General features: G+C 62.2%; 11 protein-coding genes. 5 read left to right on the top strand and 6 right to left on the bottom strand.

Annotated elements, in window-relative coordinates; all coding sequences use genetic code 11:
* The first annotated feature begins 18 nt into the window (after positions 1-18).
* Positions 19-1707, top strand: a complete 1689-nt coding sequence (locus K1X12_RS01900; protein ID WP_220985951.1) for a DNA repair protein RecN — start codon at positions 19-21, stop codon at positions 1705-1707.
* Positions 1704-3809: an NAD-dependent DNA ligase LigA gene (gene ligA / locus K1X12_RS01895; RefSeq protein ID WP_220985950.1), complete on the top strand. Its 2106-nt coding sequence runs from the start codon at positions 1704-1706 to the stop codon at positions 3807-3809. Before K1X12_RS01900 ends, ligA begins: the two co-directional genes overlap by 4 nt.
* A 38-nt stretch (positions 3810-3847) precedes the next feature.
* On the opposite strand, the gene K1X12_RS01890 is transcribed toward ligA, so the two are convergent.
* Positions 3848-4681 (bottom strand): outer membrane protein assembly factor BamD, encoded by an 834-nt coding sequence (locus K1X12_RS01890; RefSeq protein ID WP_220985949.1) that lies wholly within the window; start codon positions 4679-4681, stop codon positions 3848-3850.
* A 219-nt stretch (positions 4682-4900) separates the two neighbouring features.
* Here K1X12_RS01890 and K1X12_RS01885 point away from each other — a divergent pair, with 219 nt between their 5' ends.
* Positions 4901-5344 (top strand): helix-turn-helix domain-containing protein, encoded by a 444-nt coding sequence (locus K1X12_RS01885; protein ID WP_220985948.1) that lies wholly within the window; start codon positions 4901-4903, stop codon positions 5342-5344.
* Between the two features lie 24 nt (positions 5345-5368).
* On the opposite strand, the gene lpxC is transcribed toward K1X12_RS01885, so the two are convergent.
* The 5 genes from lpxC to K1X12_RS01860 all read right to left on the bottom strand — a co-directional run bounded on the left by lpxC (position 5369) and on the right by K1X12_RS01860 (position 11265).
* The gene (gene lpxC, locus K1X12_RS01880; protein ID WP_225907831.1) at positions 5369-6271 is read right to left on the bottom strand and encodes a UDP-3-O-acyl-N-acetylglucosamine deacetylase; all 903 of its coding nucleotides are present in this window, start codon (positions 6269-6271) and stop codon (positions 5369-5371) included.
* A gap of 301 nt (positions 6272-6572) precedes the next feature.
* A complete protein-coding gene (ftsZ, locus tag K1X12_RS01875; RefSeq protein WP_220985946.1) occupies positions 6573-8081 on the bottom strand; it encodes a cell division protein FtsZ in 1509 nt (502 codons plus the stop codon).
* A gap of 120 nt (positions 8082-8201) precedes the next feature.
* Positions 8202-9497 (bottom strand): cell division protein FtsA, encoded by a 1296-nt coding sequence (ftsA, locus tag K1X12_RS01870; protein WP_220985945.1) that lies wholly within the window; start codon positions 9495-9497, stop codon positions 8202-8204.
* Entirely contained in the window at positions 9497-10369 is an 873-nt protein-coding gene (locus K1X12_RS01865) for a cell division protein FtsQ/DivIB (protein ID WP_220985944.1), read from the bottom strand. Before K1X12_RS01865 ends, ftsA begins: the two co-directional genes overlap by 1 nt.
* On the bottom strand, positions 10357-11265 hold the full coding sequence (locus tag K1X12_RS01860; RefSeq protein WP_220985943.1) for a D-alanine--D-alanine ligase: 909 nt from the start codon (positions 11263-11265) through the stop codon (positions 10357-10359). The genes K1X12_RS01865 and K1X12_RS01860 overlap by 13 nt, the downstream gene beginning before the upstream one ends.
* A 278-nt stretch (positions 11266-11543) precedes the next feature.
* On the opposite strand from K1X12_RS01860, the gene K1X12_RS01855 reads away from it, so the two are divergent.
* Positions 11544-13610: a TonB-dependent receptor plug domain-containing protein gene (locus K1X12_RS01855; protein ID WP_220985942.1), complete on the top strand. Its 2067-nt coding sequence runs from the start codon at positions 11544-11546 to the stop codon at positions 13608-13610.
* A gap of 123 nt (positions 13611-13733) precedes the next feature.
* Positions 13734-15200 (top strand): antiviral reverse transcriptase Drt5, encoded by a 1467-nt coding sequence (gene drt5 / locus K1X12_RS01850; RefSeq protein WP_220985941.1) that lies wholly within the window; start codon positions 13734-13736, stop codon positions 15198-15200.
* Positions 15201-15345: the final 145 nt, after the last annotated feature.

The raw sequence follows: 15345 nt of genomic DNA, 5'->3' as shown, positions 1-15345 counted from the left end.
TCATGGTATGAGCGCCCCATGCTACTGTCTGTCTCCATTCGTGATTTCGTGCTCATCTCCCGGCTCGATCTTTCGCCGGGGAATGGCTTCACCGCCCTCACCGGGGAAACCGGCGCGGGCAAGTCGATCATTCTTGACGCAATCGCCCTCGCCCTCGGCGGGCCGGCTGATCGCGGAATTGTTCGCGCCGGCGCCGGGCAGGCGAGCGTCGCGGCAGAGTTTGAGGCTGGGCCTGGCCATCCTGTCTGGGCGCTGCTGTTGGCCCAGGGTATTGCGGCAGAGCCCGGTGAAACGCTGACGTTGAAGCGCATCGTGCGGGCGCAGGGGCCGGCGCGCGGGTTCATCAATGATCAGCCCGCGAGCGCGGCGTTGCTGGCTGAAGCCGGCGACCTGCTGGTGGAGATCCATGGCCAGCATGCAGCCTCCAGCCTGATGCGTCCCTCTTCGCATCGCCGGATGCTGGACCAGTTCGCGGGTAATGAGGGCTTGCTCGCCGAATGCGCTGCGGCCTGGCAGGCGCTGGAAGTGGCGCGTGAGGCGCGGGACATGCTGATTGCGGAGCGAGCCGCCGCGCAGGAAGCCCGCGATTGGCTGGAGGCCTCTGTATTGGAGCTGGAGCGTCTCGCGCCGCAGGCCGGTGAAGCCGCGCGGCTGGCTGAGGAACGTATGCGCCTGATGCAGGCAGAACGTATCAGCGAAGCGGTGTCCGAGGCTGAAGAAGCGCTGGAAGGTGGCGGCGCAGAAGCCGCGCTCGGCAAGGCTGCGCGTGCGGCCGAGCGGATCTGCCGTCTTCCGGGATTCGAGAGCGGGGAGGGCGCCCTGGCGGAGGCGGCCAAGGCCGCTGTAGAGGCGATTGAGCGCGCGTTGATTGAGGTGCGCGAGGCAGAAGTCGCCGTGGCGCGGCTGAGCGCCCTGCCGGAAGCGTCCGGCGATCTCGACGGGGTTGAGGCGCGGCTTTACGCTTTGCGCGCCGCCGGACGGAAATATGGCGTCGAAGCAGACTTACTGCCTGAGAAACTCGATGTATTGCGCGCGCGGCTTGGCCTGGCTGAAGCCGGCGACGGCGATCTGCGCAAGGCGGAAGCGGCAGCCGCCGCTGCGCAGGCACGCTGGCACGGCGCCGCCCACCGCCTGACAGGCGCGCGCCACGCCGCCGCTGGCCGGCTGGAAGCCGCGATTGCGGCAGAACTGAAACCGCTGAAGCTTGGCCGGGCGGTGATCCGCGTCGGGTTCACGCTGCTAGCCGAAAATGAGGCGGGCGCCTATGGCGCCGAGCGCGTCGAGTTCGAAGCCGAAACCAATCCCGGCGCAGGTTTCGGTCCGCTGCGCAAGGTTGCCTCGGGCGGGGAGATGGCGCGCGTGTCCCTTGCCCTCAAATGCGCGCTCGCCGAAGCGGGAAGCGCGGGCACGCTGATCTTTGACGAGGCCGATCAGGGCGTTGGCGGCGCAGTGGCGGCGGCCATTGGCGAGCGGTTCGAGCATCTGGCTCGCACCCGGCAGGTCTTTGCGGTTACGCATAGCCCGCAGGTCGCGGCGGCGGCAGACAGCCACTGGCTTGTAGAGAAGTCTGGTGAGACATCTGGCGAGACGGGGCTCACCTTGCTAGATGCGTCGGGGCGGCGGGAAGAGATTGCCCGCATGCTGTCCGGCGCGGAAATCACTGATGAGGCGCGCGCTGCGGCAGGGAGATTGATGGAGGGTGCATGAGCGGCGTCAAACCAGTCGAAGCGCTGAGCGAGGCCGAGGCCGCCGCCGAGCTCGAACGTCTTGCGCGGGCGATTGCTGACGCCGATGCGGCCTATTATCAGAATGATGCGCCGGAGCTGACGGACGCCGAGTATGACGGGCTGCGCCAGCGCAACCTGGCGATCGAGGCGCTATTCCCGTCGCTGAAGCGAGAGGATTCGCCGACTGACCGTGTTGGCGCTGAAGCGAGCGATGGATTCGCCAAGGCGCGGCATAGCGCGCCCATGCTGTCGCTTGATAATGCGTTTGCGGATGAAGATGTGGCCGATTTCGCCACGCGCATTCGCCGCTTTCTCGGGCTCCCGGCAGAAGAGGTGGTCGCCTTTACGGCCGAGCCCAAGATCGACGGCCTTTCGCTCAGCCTGACCTATGAGAACGGTAAACTGCTGCGCGCAGCGACGCGCGGTGACGGTCAGGTGGGCGAGGACGTAACGGCCAACGCCCGGACGCTGGCGGACATTCCGGCAAAGCTCAAGGGCAAGGGCTGGCCTGCCCGTATCGAGATCCGGGGCGAGGTCTATATGGCCAAGCAGGATTTTGCCGCGCTGAACGAGCGGGAAAGTGCTGCTGGCCGCAAGACCTTTGCCAACCCGCGCAACGCCGCTGCCGGCAGCCTTCGCCAGCTCGATGTTGAAATCACGAAATCCCGGCCGCTGCGGTTCTTTGCCTATGCCTGGGCCGCCGCAAGCGAGCCATTTTCGGAAACCCAGTCGGGCGCTGTTCAGGCTTTTGCCGATTGGGGCTTTGTTACAAACTCCCGCATGGTCCGTATCGAGACAGTCGAGGAAGTGCTCGACTATTATCGGGATATTGAAGCGGCCCGCGCCGGGCTCGATTATGATATCGACGGTGTAGTTTATAAGGTGGACCGGCTCGACTGGCAGCAGCGGCTGGGCTTTGTCAGCCGCGCGCCGCGCTGGGCCGTCGCGCACAAGTTCCCAGCAGAAAAGGCGGTAACAACCCTGCTTGGTATCGACATCCAGGTCGGGCGAACAGGATCCCTGACGCCGGTTGCGCGGCTGGAGCCGGTCACGGTTGGCGGGGTCGTGGTCTCCAATGCCACGCTGCATAATGAAGACGAGATCGCGCGCCTCGGCGTAAAGCCCGGTGACAGGGTGGAAATCCAGCGGGCCGGCGATGTGATCCCGCAAGTGTTGCGCGTGGTTGAGGCGGGGCAGGGGGCGGTCTGGGAAATGCCGCATACCTGTCCGGTCTGCGGTTCAGCCGCTGTGCGCGAGGTTGATGACGCCGGGCGCGCCGATGTGCGACGCCGTTGCACGGGCGGGCTCATCTGCCCGGCGCAGGCAGTGGAGCGGCTCAAACATTTCGTGTCTCGCAAGGCGCTCGATATCGATGGCCTCGGCGAGAAGCAGGTTGTGCTCTTCTTTGAGAAGGGCGTTTTGCGCGCGCCGCAGGATATCTTCCGTTTGAAGAATAATATTGACGCAGCCGGCCTGCCGCCACTGGAAGAGTGGGAAGGCTTCGGCGCCCAATCGGCGAAGAAACTCTACAGCGCCATTGATGCGCGCCGGAAGGTGCCGTTCGCGCGCTTTCTCAACGGCCTTGGGATCCGCTATGTCGGCCAGACGACCTCGCAGCAATTTGCGCGCAGTTTCCTCAGCTGGCAGAGCTTCTGGCAGGCCGTGAAGGCCGCCGAGGCGGCGGGGGTCGACAGCGACGCCTATAACGAATTGACCGGCATCGACGGGATCGGGCAGGCCGCCGCCCGCGCGCTGATGGCGTTTGAGGCTGAGCCTCATAACCGCGACATGCTGGCGGCGCTGCTTGAAGAAGTCGAGGTTCAAGATGAGGTACCGGCAGCTATCGGCAGTCCGGTCACCGGCAAGACAGTTGTCTTTACCGGCACGCTGGAGCGGATGACGCGTGACGAAGCCAAAGCGCGCGCCAGCGCGCTCGGTGCCAAGGTGGCCGGCTCGGTGTCTGCCAAGACGGATATTGTCGTGGCCGGGCCGGGCGCCGGTTCAAAGCTCGTCAAGGCCGAGCAGCTCGGCCTTCAGGTGATGACGGAAGAGGAATGGCTCGCTTTCATCGGCGAGGCCTGAGCTTTTGAAACCACCGGGACGCAGCGGTCCCCGCCAGCTTATTTGCCGCCGGGGATCAGGCGCTGCAGGAATGTGCGGCGCGTGGTCTCGTCGATGCTGTCCGGGTTCAGGCCTTCATTCGTCAGCAGGCGGTAGCTCATCTTGTACCATTCGCTGTCGGGATAGTTGTAGCCAAGCACAGCGCCTGCCACGACCGCCTGATCGCGCAGGCCGAGCGTGAGATAGCTTTCGACGAGGCGGTGGAGCGCCTCAGCGGAGTGCGAAGTTGTCTGATAGTCGGTGACAACCTTCTTGAAGCGGTTCACCGCGGCCAGCGTCTGGTTGGAGCGCAGATACCAGCGGCCGATGGTCATTTCCTTGCCGGCGAGCTGGTCATTCACCATGTCGAGTTTCACGCGGGCGTCACGGGCGTATTCGCTGTCCGGGAAGCGGCGGATGACTTCGAGCAGCGCGGCGCGGGCGTTTTCCGTTGTCGCCTGGTCGCGGCCCACATCGGTGATCTGGTCGAAATTGTTCAGCGCGATCAGATAATAGGCGTATTCGGCTTCCGAGCCGCCCGGATGCAGCGACAGGTAACGCTGGGCGCCGGAAATCGAGGTCGTGTAATCGCGTGAGCGATAGGACACATAGGCTGACATCACCATCGCGCGGCGCGCCCATTCAGAATAGGGATGCTGACGCTCGACTTCCTCGAAAAGCAACTTGGCGCGAACATAGTCACGCTTGTCGAGCCGTTCCGCCGCCTGATTGTAGAGCTGCTCCACAGGGCGCTCGACATAAGCCAGCTCAGGGTTCCGGCGCGTGGAAGAGCATGCGGAGAGAACCAGCGCTCCGGCCAGGATCACGAGGGGAAGGGGCGTCAGTTTCGGCATGCAGTGCGGCCTCGCGCTGTCAGAACTTTTTTCACGAGCTTGATTAGACCGGATTGTGCAGGCTTTCCAAGGCCGTTTGTCATCTTGTCTGTTGCCGCAATGACAGCTTCTGCCTTGCCGCGCGCGCGCCGGGCTCTAGCTTATGGTAGAGATGATTTCGCATAACGCTCAGAACCCGGCGATCGTTCGTTTGTTTTTGTGGCGAAGATGGGCATTTCGATGAGACAGATCAGACTGAGCGATGCAAATCAGGTCGACCGTCAGGTGGGCGAGCGAATGCGGCGCCGGCGGATCCTTCTTGGACTCACGCAGGATCAGGTCGCTGACGCGCTGAACATTTCCTATCAGCAGATCCAGAAATACGAGACAGGCGCAAACCGTGTCAGCGCCGGTCGGCTTGCGCAGATTGCCGAAGTGCTGGAGGTTCAGCCCGGTTGGTTCTTCGGCTCCGCCGAGATGGGGGATGCGCCGGAAAGCTCGTCGCGGGCGGTGATCGAACTGGTACGCAATTTCTCACGTATCGAGGACGACCGCGTGCGCACTCACATCATGGCGCTGATGCGGGCCTTGTCCGGCGGCAGCGATAGTGAGGACGAGGCCGATGAGGCGCGCCCTGCAATTGCCGAAGCGCCGACGGGCAATGGCGCGTCCCGCCAGATCTGACCTAACCTGCAGATTATATTGAATTTATGCGGTGGCGCGAATGCCTTCGCCAGCTTCGGCGAGGCTGCCGGCATCTTCCCAGCACCAGGCAGATGGGGTCGCCAGAAGGGCGCGCACCAGCTTGTTATTGATGCTGTGGCCGGGCTGAACAGCGTCATAGGCACCAGCAATCGGCGCGCCGGCGAGCATCAAATCGCCCACAGCGTCCAGCATCTTGTGCCGGATGAACTCGTCTTCGACGCGCAGGCCTTCCGGGTTCATGATGCCGTTCTCGTCAATAACGACAGCGTTTTCGAGCGAGCCGCCACGGGCAAGACCCATGGAGCGCAGCATGTCGACATCGCGGGCAAAGCCGAAGGTGCGGGCAAAGGCCAGATCGCGGGCGAAGCTGCCTGGAACAAGACGCATGGCCATCTGCTGAACGCCGATTGTCTTGTCAGTGTATTCGATGCGGGCGCGCATGGTGAGGCTGTCATCGGCAACCGGCGACAGGGAGGCGCGCTTGGGGCCCTCGACCACTTCGATGTGTTCCAGCACGCGGATGCGGCGGCGCAGGGCGCCCTGGGCCTTGAGGCCGGCCAGCATCATCATCTCGTAGAAGACGGAGGAGGAGCCATCCATGATCGGGACTTCCTGGGCGTCGATTTCGACGATCAGGTTGTCGATGCCGAGGCCGGCGATGGCGGCCAGGAGGTGTTCAACGACGGCGACGGAGACGCCATGTTCGTTGGTGATGGTGGTGCCAAGCTGCGTGTCGCTGACGGTTTCGGCATGGGCGGGCACGGTGCCGGTGCCCTGGGGCACATCCATGCGGATGAAGATAATCCCTGTGTTTACAGGGGCGGGGCGCATGTTGAGGCGTGCGCGCTGGCCGCTGTGAACGCCGACACCGGCGCAGCTGACAGCCTTTGCGAGAGTGTGTTGCATGTCGCCCATAACTCTAAGCACCTTACTGCGACTGCATCTGTGGCAGCCTTCGGTTCCTAATTGGCAAGGGTGGGGGAAGGGTTCAAAACACGGGATATTGCGTGTTGTTACAAGATGGGACGTTTATCAGGTCTTTATCGTTGAAAATAATGAGGAATTTTCTGTAGCAAAAGCTGTCGCAATCGGGTCACACTGTGTCTGAATCTGATCAGACCGTGTCTTTTTGAGGCATTTGCGTATCAAAACGCGGACGCCCCGGCCTGGGCCGGGGCGCTGCAGGTTCGCCAGTGGCAAAACGGGGTCAGTTATTGGCGGAGCGGCGCAGGAAGGCCGGGATCTCCAGATCGGCATCATCGAACGGTGCCGGCTTGGGATGGTCATCCGGCGAGGTGACGATCTGGGCGGGCACGGCCGGCGTGTCGGACGTATCGTTCTGACCCTGCGGGGTCGGCCGGCGCCAGCCGAAGAGATTGGCGAATCCGGCGGGCGCCGCTTCGCGCGCGGGCTTGTCGGCAGCCGGGGCTTCCTTGCGGCCAGAGGTAAAGACGGCCGGCATCGGCGCGTCTTCATCTTCAGCCTCGTCCTCGATGATCGGCTCGGGCACCGCGCGGGCGGTCGGTTGCGGGCGCGTGATCACGACCGGGCGATCTTCACCCGCTTCGCCAGCCTCAGCTTCCGCCGCGACTTCAGCGGTGACGCCGTCTTCCTCACCGAAGCCGGCTTCGGCATCGGCTTCGATGGCCATATCGAGGGCGGGATCTTCAGCGGCAACCTCTTCCAGCTCCGCGGCGGGCGGCTCCTCGACCGGGGCGGCAACCGGCTGGCGCACGCTGCCGGTTGTCGGCTGGGCGGCGGGCAGGCGGCGGGCGGCTTCATCGAGGCCGGCAGCGACGACAGAGACGCGGATGCGGCCTTCAAGTTCTGTGTCGAAGGCCGAGCCGACGATGATGTTGGCTTCCGGATCGGCTTCCCGGCGGATTTCGTTGGCCGCCTCGTCCAGCTCGAACAGGGTCATGTCATAGCCGCCGGTGATGTTGATCAGCACGCCCTTGGCGCCGCGGATCGTGACATCATCGAGCAGCGGATTGTCGATGGCGTGGCGGGCAGCTTCCAGCGCGCGGCCTTCGCCTTCTGCCTCGCCCATGCCCATGAGGGCGGTGCCCATGCCGCGCATGATCGCGCCGACGTCGGCAAAGTCGAGGTTGATGAGGCCCGGCATCACGATCAGGTCGGTGATGCCACGTACGCCGTTATAGAGCACGTCATCGGCCATGCGGAACGCGTCTGCAAAGGTGGTGCGGTCGTTGGCGATGCGGAAAAGGTTCTGGTTGGGCACGACGATCATCGTGTCGACATGGCTGCGGATGCGCCCGAGGCCTTCCTCTGCGAGCTTCATCCGGTGGCCGCCTTCGAAGCCAAACGGCTTCGTCACGACGGCAATCGTCAGTATGCCCATTTCCTGCGCGGCGCGCGCGATGACGGGCGCTGCGCCGGTGCCGGTGCCGCCGCCCATGCCTGCGGCAATGAACACCATATGGGCGCCTTCGAGGTAGATGCGGATGTCGTCAATCGACTCTTCTGCAGCGCGGGCACCGATTTCCGGGCGGGCGCCGGCGCCGAGGCCGCCGGTGACTTCGATACCGAGCTGAAGCTTGCTTTCTGCGCGCGAGCGGGCGAGGGCCTGCGCGTCCGTATTGGCGACGACAAATTCAACGCCCTGAAGGTTTGCCTCGATCATGTTGTTGACGGCATTGCCGCCAGCGCCGCCGACACCGAAGACGATGATTTTGGGTCTGAGTTCCTGGGTCATCGTGCACCTACTCTCACAATTCGCGCGCTGCCGGGCAGTATGAGCCGCCACCATCGCGTGTGCGGCCTAAAAAACGCTTAAGTGAATGTGGACAGCGCCAGAAAATCTTCAGGAAAATTCCTAGAAGTTTTCCTTCAGCCAGCGCAGCGCGGCATTCACCCAAGTGCCCGATCCGGCACCTTCTTCCGAGGACGCGCCGCCAGCCCGCGCCGCATCCAAATACCCCAACTCCGGATAGAGTATCAGGCCGGATGCGGTGGAGAAAGCCGGTGTTGCCAGCGTTTCGCCAAGAAATTCAGAGATCACCGGCTTTCCGAGACGCACCGGCGCGCGCAGGTAGTGGCTGGCGACTTCGCGCACGCCCGGCAGCTGGCTGGCGCCGCCCGTCAGCACGACGCGGTGAGGCAAAACCTTGCGTACATCGCTGGTTTCCAGCAGCTGGGCGACAAGTTCGAAGGTTTCTTCGATGCGCGGCGCAATAATCTTCGCAATGTCCATCCGCTCGGTACGGACGGCATGCAGGCGGCCATCATCGCCGAGGCGGGCGGCGTCCACGCGCTCGGAAAGGCCGGGCCCGTCGAGATCGGCGGTGCCATGGATGGTTTTGATTCGCTCGGCGGCGGCAAAGGTCGTGCCGAGGCCCTGGGCGAGGTCTGCGGTGACATGCTGGCCGCCGGCGGGCACGAGACCCAGCCAGGCCGGCGCGCCATTCAGGAATACGGAAACCGCCGTGATGCCTGCGCCCATGTCGATGCAGATCGTGCCATTTTCCAGCTCGTCCTCAATCAGCGTGCCGAGGCCGGACGCGATGGAGGAGGGGACAAGCTTGATCACGCCAAGATGCGCGCGGCCAACGCATTCGACCAGATTGCGCACCATGGATTTGGGCGCTGTGATCACGGCCATGCGGACATGCAGCGTATTGGCGATCATGCCGACCGGCTGGCGGACGCGGCCAGCGGCCTTGTCGAGCGTGTAGAGAACCGGCCAGGCGGCCAGCACTTCGGCATTCTTCTGCGGCACGCGGGCAATCGCCTGCGCATGCAGGCGGCGTACATCGCGCTGGGTGACGGCGCGCCCGCCCGGCTCGATCTGCGCTTCGACGAGGCAGGAGGAAACCTGCGGGCCGCTGACGCCGAGAATGACCTCGCTGATCGGCTCGCCAGCTTCGCGCTCGGCGTCTTCCACCGCAAGGCGGATGGTGCGCTCGAGGCCTTCCATGTCGGTAATGCCGCCGCCATTGAAGCCGCGCGTCTGCTGGCGTCCGCCGCCGAGGATCTGGATGCGGCGCGGGCCGGAAGGGTCCGGGCGGCCGATCAGGCAGGTGGTCTTGGAGCAGCCAATATCCAGCGCTGCAATCGTGCCGGCGCGCTGGTTCTGCAGACGGGCAAGACGCTTCGCGGAGAGATTGGCCATCAGATGCGCTCCGCTTTCAGGGGCAGGGCGGCGTCAAGCTTGGCTTGCTCGGACGCGCGCAGGTAAACGCGGCCGCGCGAGCGCAGGTCGATCATGTCAAGCGGGCGCTGGGTGAGCGCTGTGCGGACCTGAAGTTTTGCGAGCCTGTCGAGCGCGCCATCAAGGGCTTCGTCTTCGGGCAGGCGAACCGTCACGCCACTGACGAACCGCATGTCCCAGCGCCGCTCGCCGACGCGGGTAGCGACGGCAACACGGTCGTTGATATCGGGATTGGCAGCCAGCGCGCGGGTAAGCTGCGGGGCCGCCGCCGGGGCGCCCATGCCGGCAAGGCGCAGAAGGTTGCCATGGTCTTCGGCGTTCGCGTCCGGCAGCAGGCGGCCAAGGCCGTCGACCACTTTCCAGTCGCGCCCGTCATGCCAGAGGGCGACAGGTTCAGCCGCGTCAGCCAGGATGACCACCTGGCCCGGCCAGAGACGGTGTACGCGGACATTCAGGACTTTTTTCGTCGCCTCGACGCGGCGCTGGATAAGATAGGGATCGGCGCGGAACATGTTTTCGCCCGGCTCGATCATCGCGGCGGCGCGCACTTCGTCTGCAAGCGCCGGGTTCAACTCAAGCCCAATGACCGTGACCGAGCGCACATCCACGCCCGCAACGCGGGCAGTATCGTCCATGAAGCCCCCGAAGCGCGAGCCGATCTGCGACATCGATCCGCCCATCCAGGCAGCGGTGGCGACCAGGATCGCGATCAGCATCACGATGCCGAAGATCACGGAGGAAACACGAACCTCTTCGCCGGTCGCCTCATCAATGATGGTGGCGGGCTGGCGGCGATGGTTCGGGACGGTCTGGTTGCGCTCTATCTTTGGCATGAAGCGTCCTCGATCATCCAGGCGACGAGTTCCTCGAATGCCATACCAACATGGGCGGCCTGCTCGGGGACGAGCGAGGTCGGCGTCATGCCGGGCTGGGTATTGGTCTCGAGGATCACGAGCCGGTCCTTCTGTTCATCATAGCGGAAGTCAGAACGCGTTGCTCCGCGGCAACCGAGGGCCTTGTGCGCCGTAAGGGCAGCATCCATCGCTGCCTTCGTCACATGGGCCGGCAGGTCTGCCGGGATCACATGTTTTGATCCACCAGCAGCGTATTTTGCATCAAAGTCGTAATAGTCCCTTAAGGTCGTTATTTCGGTTACAGCCAGCGCCCGGTCGCCCAGCACGGCAACGGTCAGCTCGCGGCCGGGGATGTATTCCTCCGCCATGAGATTATCCCCATAGCGCCAATTCGGGCCGGTCAGCTCCTGCGGCGGGGCGTTGGCGCCTTCACGCACGATCAGCACGCCGAAGGAGGAGCCCTCATTGACCGGCTTGATGACGTAGGGCGGGGGCAGGGCATGGGCGGCGGCCGCCTCGGCGCGCGTGACGCGCTTGTCCTGCGCCACATCGAGGCCGGCGGAGCGGTACACCGCCTTGGATTTGATCTTGTCCATGGCCAGGGCCGAGGCGAGCACGCCGGAATGGGAGTAGGGGAGGTTCATCACCTCCAGCACGCCCTGCACGCAGCCATCCTCGCCCCAGGGGCCGTGGAGGCCGTTGAGCACGGCGTCCGGCCTGGCTTCGGCCAGCTGGGCGGCGAGGTCTCGGGTCACGTCGATCTCCACCACGTCATAGCCCGCCTTGCGGGCTGCTTCGGCCATCTTGGTGCCCGAGGAGAGGGAGACAGGCCGTTCCGAAGACCAGCCACCATAGATCACTGCAACCCGTTTCATGGGAAAATTCCTTCTGCCGCCTACTGCCGCGTTTGCCACCGATTGATGGGCTGATGCGGTGAACAGCCGCTTAAGAACACGCAGCGAGGGCGGCTGTCAGGCCGCGGCGGGGCGGTTTTGCGGCGGATTACCGAAAAATCATGTTCGGCTTTTGAGATTTCTCTTGACTACAGATGTGGTCATTATTGATAAGCGCAAAATAAGCATTGAAAAACGGTAATTTCTTCGGGCCGAAGCTGGTCGCAGGGAGTGCCGATACGGATCTGGAGGAATGACGGATGGCGCTCAAACACCTGCTTCTCGGCGGCCTGGCGGCAACAGTTCTGGCTGGGCAGGCGATGGCGGCGGTGCCGGACGCTGTATCGGCGAAATCGGCCGGAACGGACCGTTCCATCTACCAGCCGGCTGACTTCTCCCAGTATGGGCCGGTCACTGCGCTGGACATGGTGCGCCGGATTCCGGGCTTTGCCATCGTGCGCGATGACAGCGGCAATCGCGGCTTTGGCCAGGCGCGGGGCAATGTGCTGATCAATGGGCAGCGGGTGTCGGCCAAGTCCAACGGCGCGGAAGTGGCGCTTGGGCGGGTGGCGGCGGCGCGGGTCGTGCGCATCGAGGTGCTGGATGGCACGCAGACCGACATTCCGGGCCTGACGGGCAAGGTGGTCAATGTCGTCACCGATGGCGAAGGCACGGTGGACGGCACCTGGCGCTACAAGATCCGCCTGCGGGAAAACCTGCCGCCCTCGCTGAACGAGGGCACGGTGACGCTGGCGGGCAGCAAGGGGCCGCTGAGCTGGACCTTCGAGGCCGACAGTTCCCCGCAGCGCTCCGGCGATGCCGGCTGGCGCCAGATCGAGGACGGCAATGGCGTGCTGCTGGAGCGGCGCCGGGAAGATTTCACGCGGCTGACCGATGACGTATCGCTGGCCGGATCGCTGAGCTGGAAACCGGCGAGCGGCGCAATCGGCAATCTCAACGCCAAGGTCGGCATCTGGGAAGTGGATGGCAAGCAGATCTCCAAGACCTATCCGGAGGGCGGGGCGGAAGGCCGGCGCCTGTTCCGCTTTGCCGAGGATGAGTGGAATGCCGAGATCGGCGGGGATTACGAGCTGGACGCAGGCCCCGGCCGGCTGAAATTCATCGGCCTGGCCCGGCGCGAGCACAGCCCCTTCATCGACCGGTTCGAGATGGGCGCCTTCGACGGCACGGGCCTCTACGCCTCCAATTTCGAGCAGACGGTGGACGAGGGCGAATACATCCTGCGCAGCGAATATGCGCTGCAGGCCGGGGAGGGGCGCGACTGGCAGATCTCCGCAGAAGGCGCGTTCAACTACCTGGACGCCGAAGCGGCGCTGGAAGAGGCGAGCGGCGGCGGGCCGCTGGTGGAGGTGCCGCTGGACCTGGCCAACAGCCGCGTGGAAGAGCGCCGCGGCGAGATCACCCTCACCCATGGGCGCCAGTTGACGCCGAAACTCAACCTGCAGCTTTCCGGCGGCCTTGAATATTCCGAACTCGAACAATCGGGCGATGCGGAGAACAAGCGCAATTTCACCCGCCCCAAGGGCTTTGCCAGCCTTTCCTGGCAAAAGTCCGACACGCTGAAACTTGTGGGCAAGGTGGAGCGGCGCGTGGGCCAGCTCAATTTCTACGACTTCATCTCGTCCGTGGACCTCGACCTTGGCAATGGCCAGTCGGGCAACAAGGAAATCGTTCCCAGCCAGTCCTGGCGCTATTCGCTTGAGGCGCAGAAGGGGCTGGGCGCGTGGGGCGCATCCACGTTGCGCTTCCTGTATGTGGACCTTGAAGATGTGGTCGACCAGGTGCCGATCGGCAATGGCGCCGGGCCCGGCAATATCGACAGCGCGACCGCCTATGGCATCGAGACGGAGACGACGCTGAAGCTCGCCCCGCTCGGCCTCAAGGGGGCGGAGATCACCGCCACCGGGCGTTACTTCGACACTGAAGCCGATGACCCGGTGACGGGCATCCGCCGCTCCATCAATGGCCACCTGATCTGGGATTACAATATCGAGCTGCGCCAGGACGTTCCGAATACGGATGTTGCCTGGGGGCTCGTCCTCGAAGGCTTCAAGCAGGAGCCGTTCTACCAGCTCTCCGATACGCAGCTGGGCGGAAACGAACCGGCCTTCCTGATGGCCTACCTGGAACACAAGGACATTGCCGGCATGACGGGCACGGTCGCCATCGGCAACCTCACCAACCAGAAGGACACCTACTGGCGCCGCGTTTACGGCGGCGACCGCACCGGCCCGCTGGTGCGCACGGAAGAATACTCCCGCGCCTTCGGGCCGATCTTCACGATGGAGCTTAAGGGGAAGTTTTGAGGGGGATACTAATTGCGGGAACTGGAAGTGACCTATTGCCACCTTTGGGTGAATCTGAGAACATTTCATCGAGGATTGAATTCCATATGAGAATGACGATTCAGACAAAAGGACTTCCATGCTGTGCTAACGACCAGAGAATTCTATCAGCATGATTTTCTATCGTCATTGTTTCCGATGGAAACCTGCAGGCTTTTGATTGAGCATGGATCTCAAGAGATAGAAGCTTATATCCAGCGTTGTTTGAGCCAAGCACCAGCGAATTCGGCACACCAGTTCTTGGCGCAAACTCGCGTCTACGCTTCAAAGCCCGCAAACCATCTTAGGCGCACTGTAAAACTAGATCCGATAGCGGAGTATTTTATATATGATTTGACCTTTAGAAATCGAGCAAAGTTCAGAAAGCCGTTTCATGACGATAAGAAGCATTTCGGATACAGGTTTGAAAATGGGGAGCCTATAGCAGCGACGTCTTCATACATGGGCTTCAAGGGCGCCATATCGAAATATTCTAGTGATTATAGTCACTCGCTTAGCTTTGACGTCGCTGCCTACTTCAATAATATTTATCACCATGATCTAGTTGCGTGGTTCGCAAATCTGGGTGCCTCTCAAGAGGATATTGACGCATTTGGCAGTTATTTGCGACAGACAAACTCTGGTAGAAGCATAGATTGCCTTGCTCAGGGACTCTATCCGACGAAGATGATCGGAAATGATTTTTTGAGATTCGTTGAGCAACATCATTCATTGAAATCGTCGGCCGTTGTTCGTTTCATGGATGATATAATTCTATTTTCGAATGAGCCAGATAGTCTGTATGAAGATTTCTATTCCGTCCAAAAGCTTCTTGGGCAAAAAGGGTTATCTGTAAATCCCAGCAAAACGAAATCTCAGAATCCGAGCAACCTTGAAAAAGAGGCAAACGAAGTAAAATTGTCTTTGCTTAATAAGAGGCGAAAAGCTGCATTGCTTGATTACATGGATGAGGTGGAAGCTGCTGCCGACGCCTTGCAATTAACGCCTCAAGAGTCAGACTATATCCGGGCCCTTTTGGCGATGGATAATCTGCAGGAAGAAGACGCAGAGTTGATCCTTAGTATCTTCCGTGACCATGCCGAAGAGGTTAAGCCGCACTTGGCGAACATGACTGCTTCATTCCCCCACCTGTCAAAGAACCTTTGGTCGTTTTTGAAACACCTCAAGGACGCTTCCTTCATGGGGGAGGTGTTGTTGGATTTGCTTCAGCACCCTAGAATACAAGAATTCCAGTTGTTTTGGTTTGGATGGATACTGCAGGACTATCTAATGGATACCACAGAAGCGCCGAAGATAATTGAGGCGCTTTATACTCACAAAAATGCGACTACAATTTCCAAGGCTAAATTGCTTGAGATTCCAGACAACAGGTTCGGTTTGGTCGAGCTGCGCGATGAGCATTTGGTAGCGGGTCGTTCCGATTGGTTGGCGTGGTCTAGCGCTGTCGGGCATAGGACGCTGCCAAAAATTTCAAGAAATCATAAGCTTGAGTACTTTGGAAATTCCTCGCAGATAAATCACCTTATAAAGACGATAATTTCAGCTGTGTAGCGCCACATGACAATGGTGGGTTACGCCTTTGGCTAACCCACCCTACGGGGTTTCTGCTCAGTGGGGGTGTGCTGCGTCGCCCCCTCCGTCCGCTTCGCGTCCACCTCCCCCGTGAACGGGGGAGGAGAAGGGAGGCGGGCCGCTT

The sequence above is a fragment of the Hyphomonas sediminis genome (genome assembly GCF_019679475.1).
GTDB lineage: Bacteria > Pseudomonadota > Alphaproteobacteria > Caulobacterales > Hyphomonadaceae > Hyphomonas > Hyphomonas sediminis.
Note: the sequence above shows the minus strand (reverse complement) of the source record. Positions and strands in the feature narration are given on the sequence as shown.

Coding starts and splice junctions, on each gene's coding strand:
- K1X12_RS01900 (WP_220985951.1), top strand. CDS start 19: ATGCTACTGTCTGTCTCCATTCGTGATTTCGTGCTCATCTCCCGGCTC.
- lpxC (WP_225907831.1), bottom strand. CDS start 6,271: ATGCAACACACTCTCGCAAAGGCTGTCAGCTGCGCCGGTGTCGGCGTT.
- K1X12_RS01855 (WP_220985942.1), top strand. CDS start 11,544: ATGGCGCTCAAACACCTGCTTCTCGGCGGCCTGGCGGCAACAGTTCTG.
- ftsA (WP_220985945.1), bottom strand. CDS start 9,497: ATGGCCAATCTCTCCGCGAAGCGTCTTGCCCGTCTGCAGAACCAGCGC.
- ligA (WP_220985950.1), top strand. CDS start 1,704: ATGAGCGGCGTCAAACCAGTCGAAGCGCTGAGCGAGGCCGAGGCCGCC.
- ftsZ (WP_220985946.1), bottom strand. CDS start 8,081: ATGACCCAGGAACTCAGACCCAAAATCATCGTCTTCGGTGTCGGCGGC.
- K1X12_RS01860 (WP_220985943.1), bottom strand. CDS start 11,265: ATGAAACGGGTTGCAGTGATCTATGGTGGCTGGTCTTCGGAACGGCCT.
- K1X12_RS01890 (WP_220985949.1), bottom strand. CDS start 4,681: ATGCCGAAACTGACGCCCCTTCCCCTCGTGATCCTGGCCGGAGCGCTG.
- K1X12_RS01885 (WP_220985948.1), top strand. CDS start 4,901: ATGAGACAGATCAGACTGAGCGATGCAAATCAGGTCGACCGTCAGGTG.
- K1X12_RS01865 (WP_220985944.1), bottom strand. CDS start 10,369: ATGCCAAAGATAGAGCGCAACCAGACCGTCCCGAACCATCGCCGCCAG.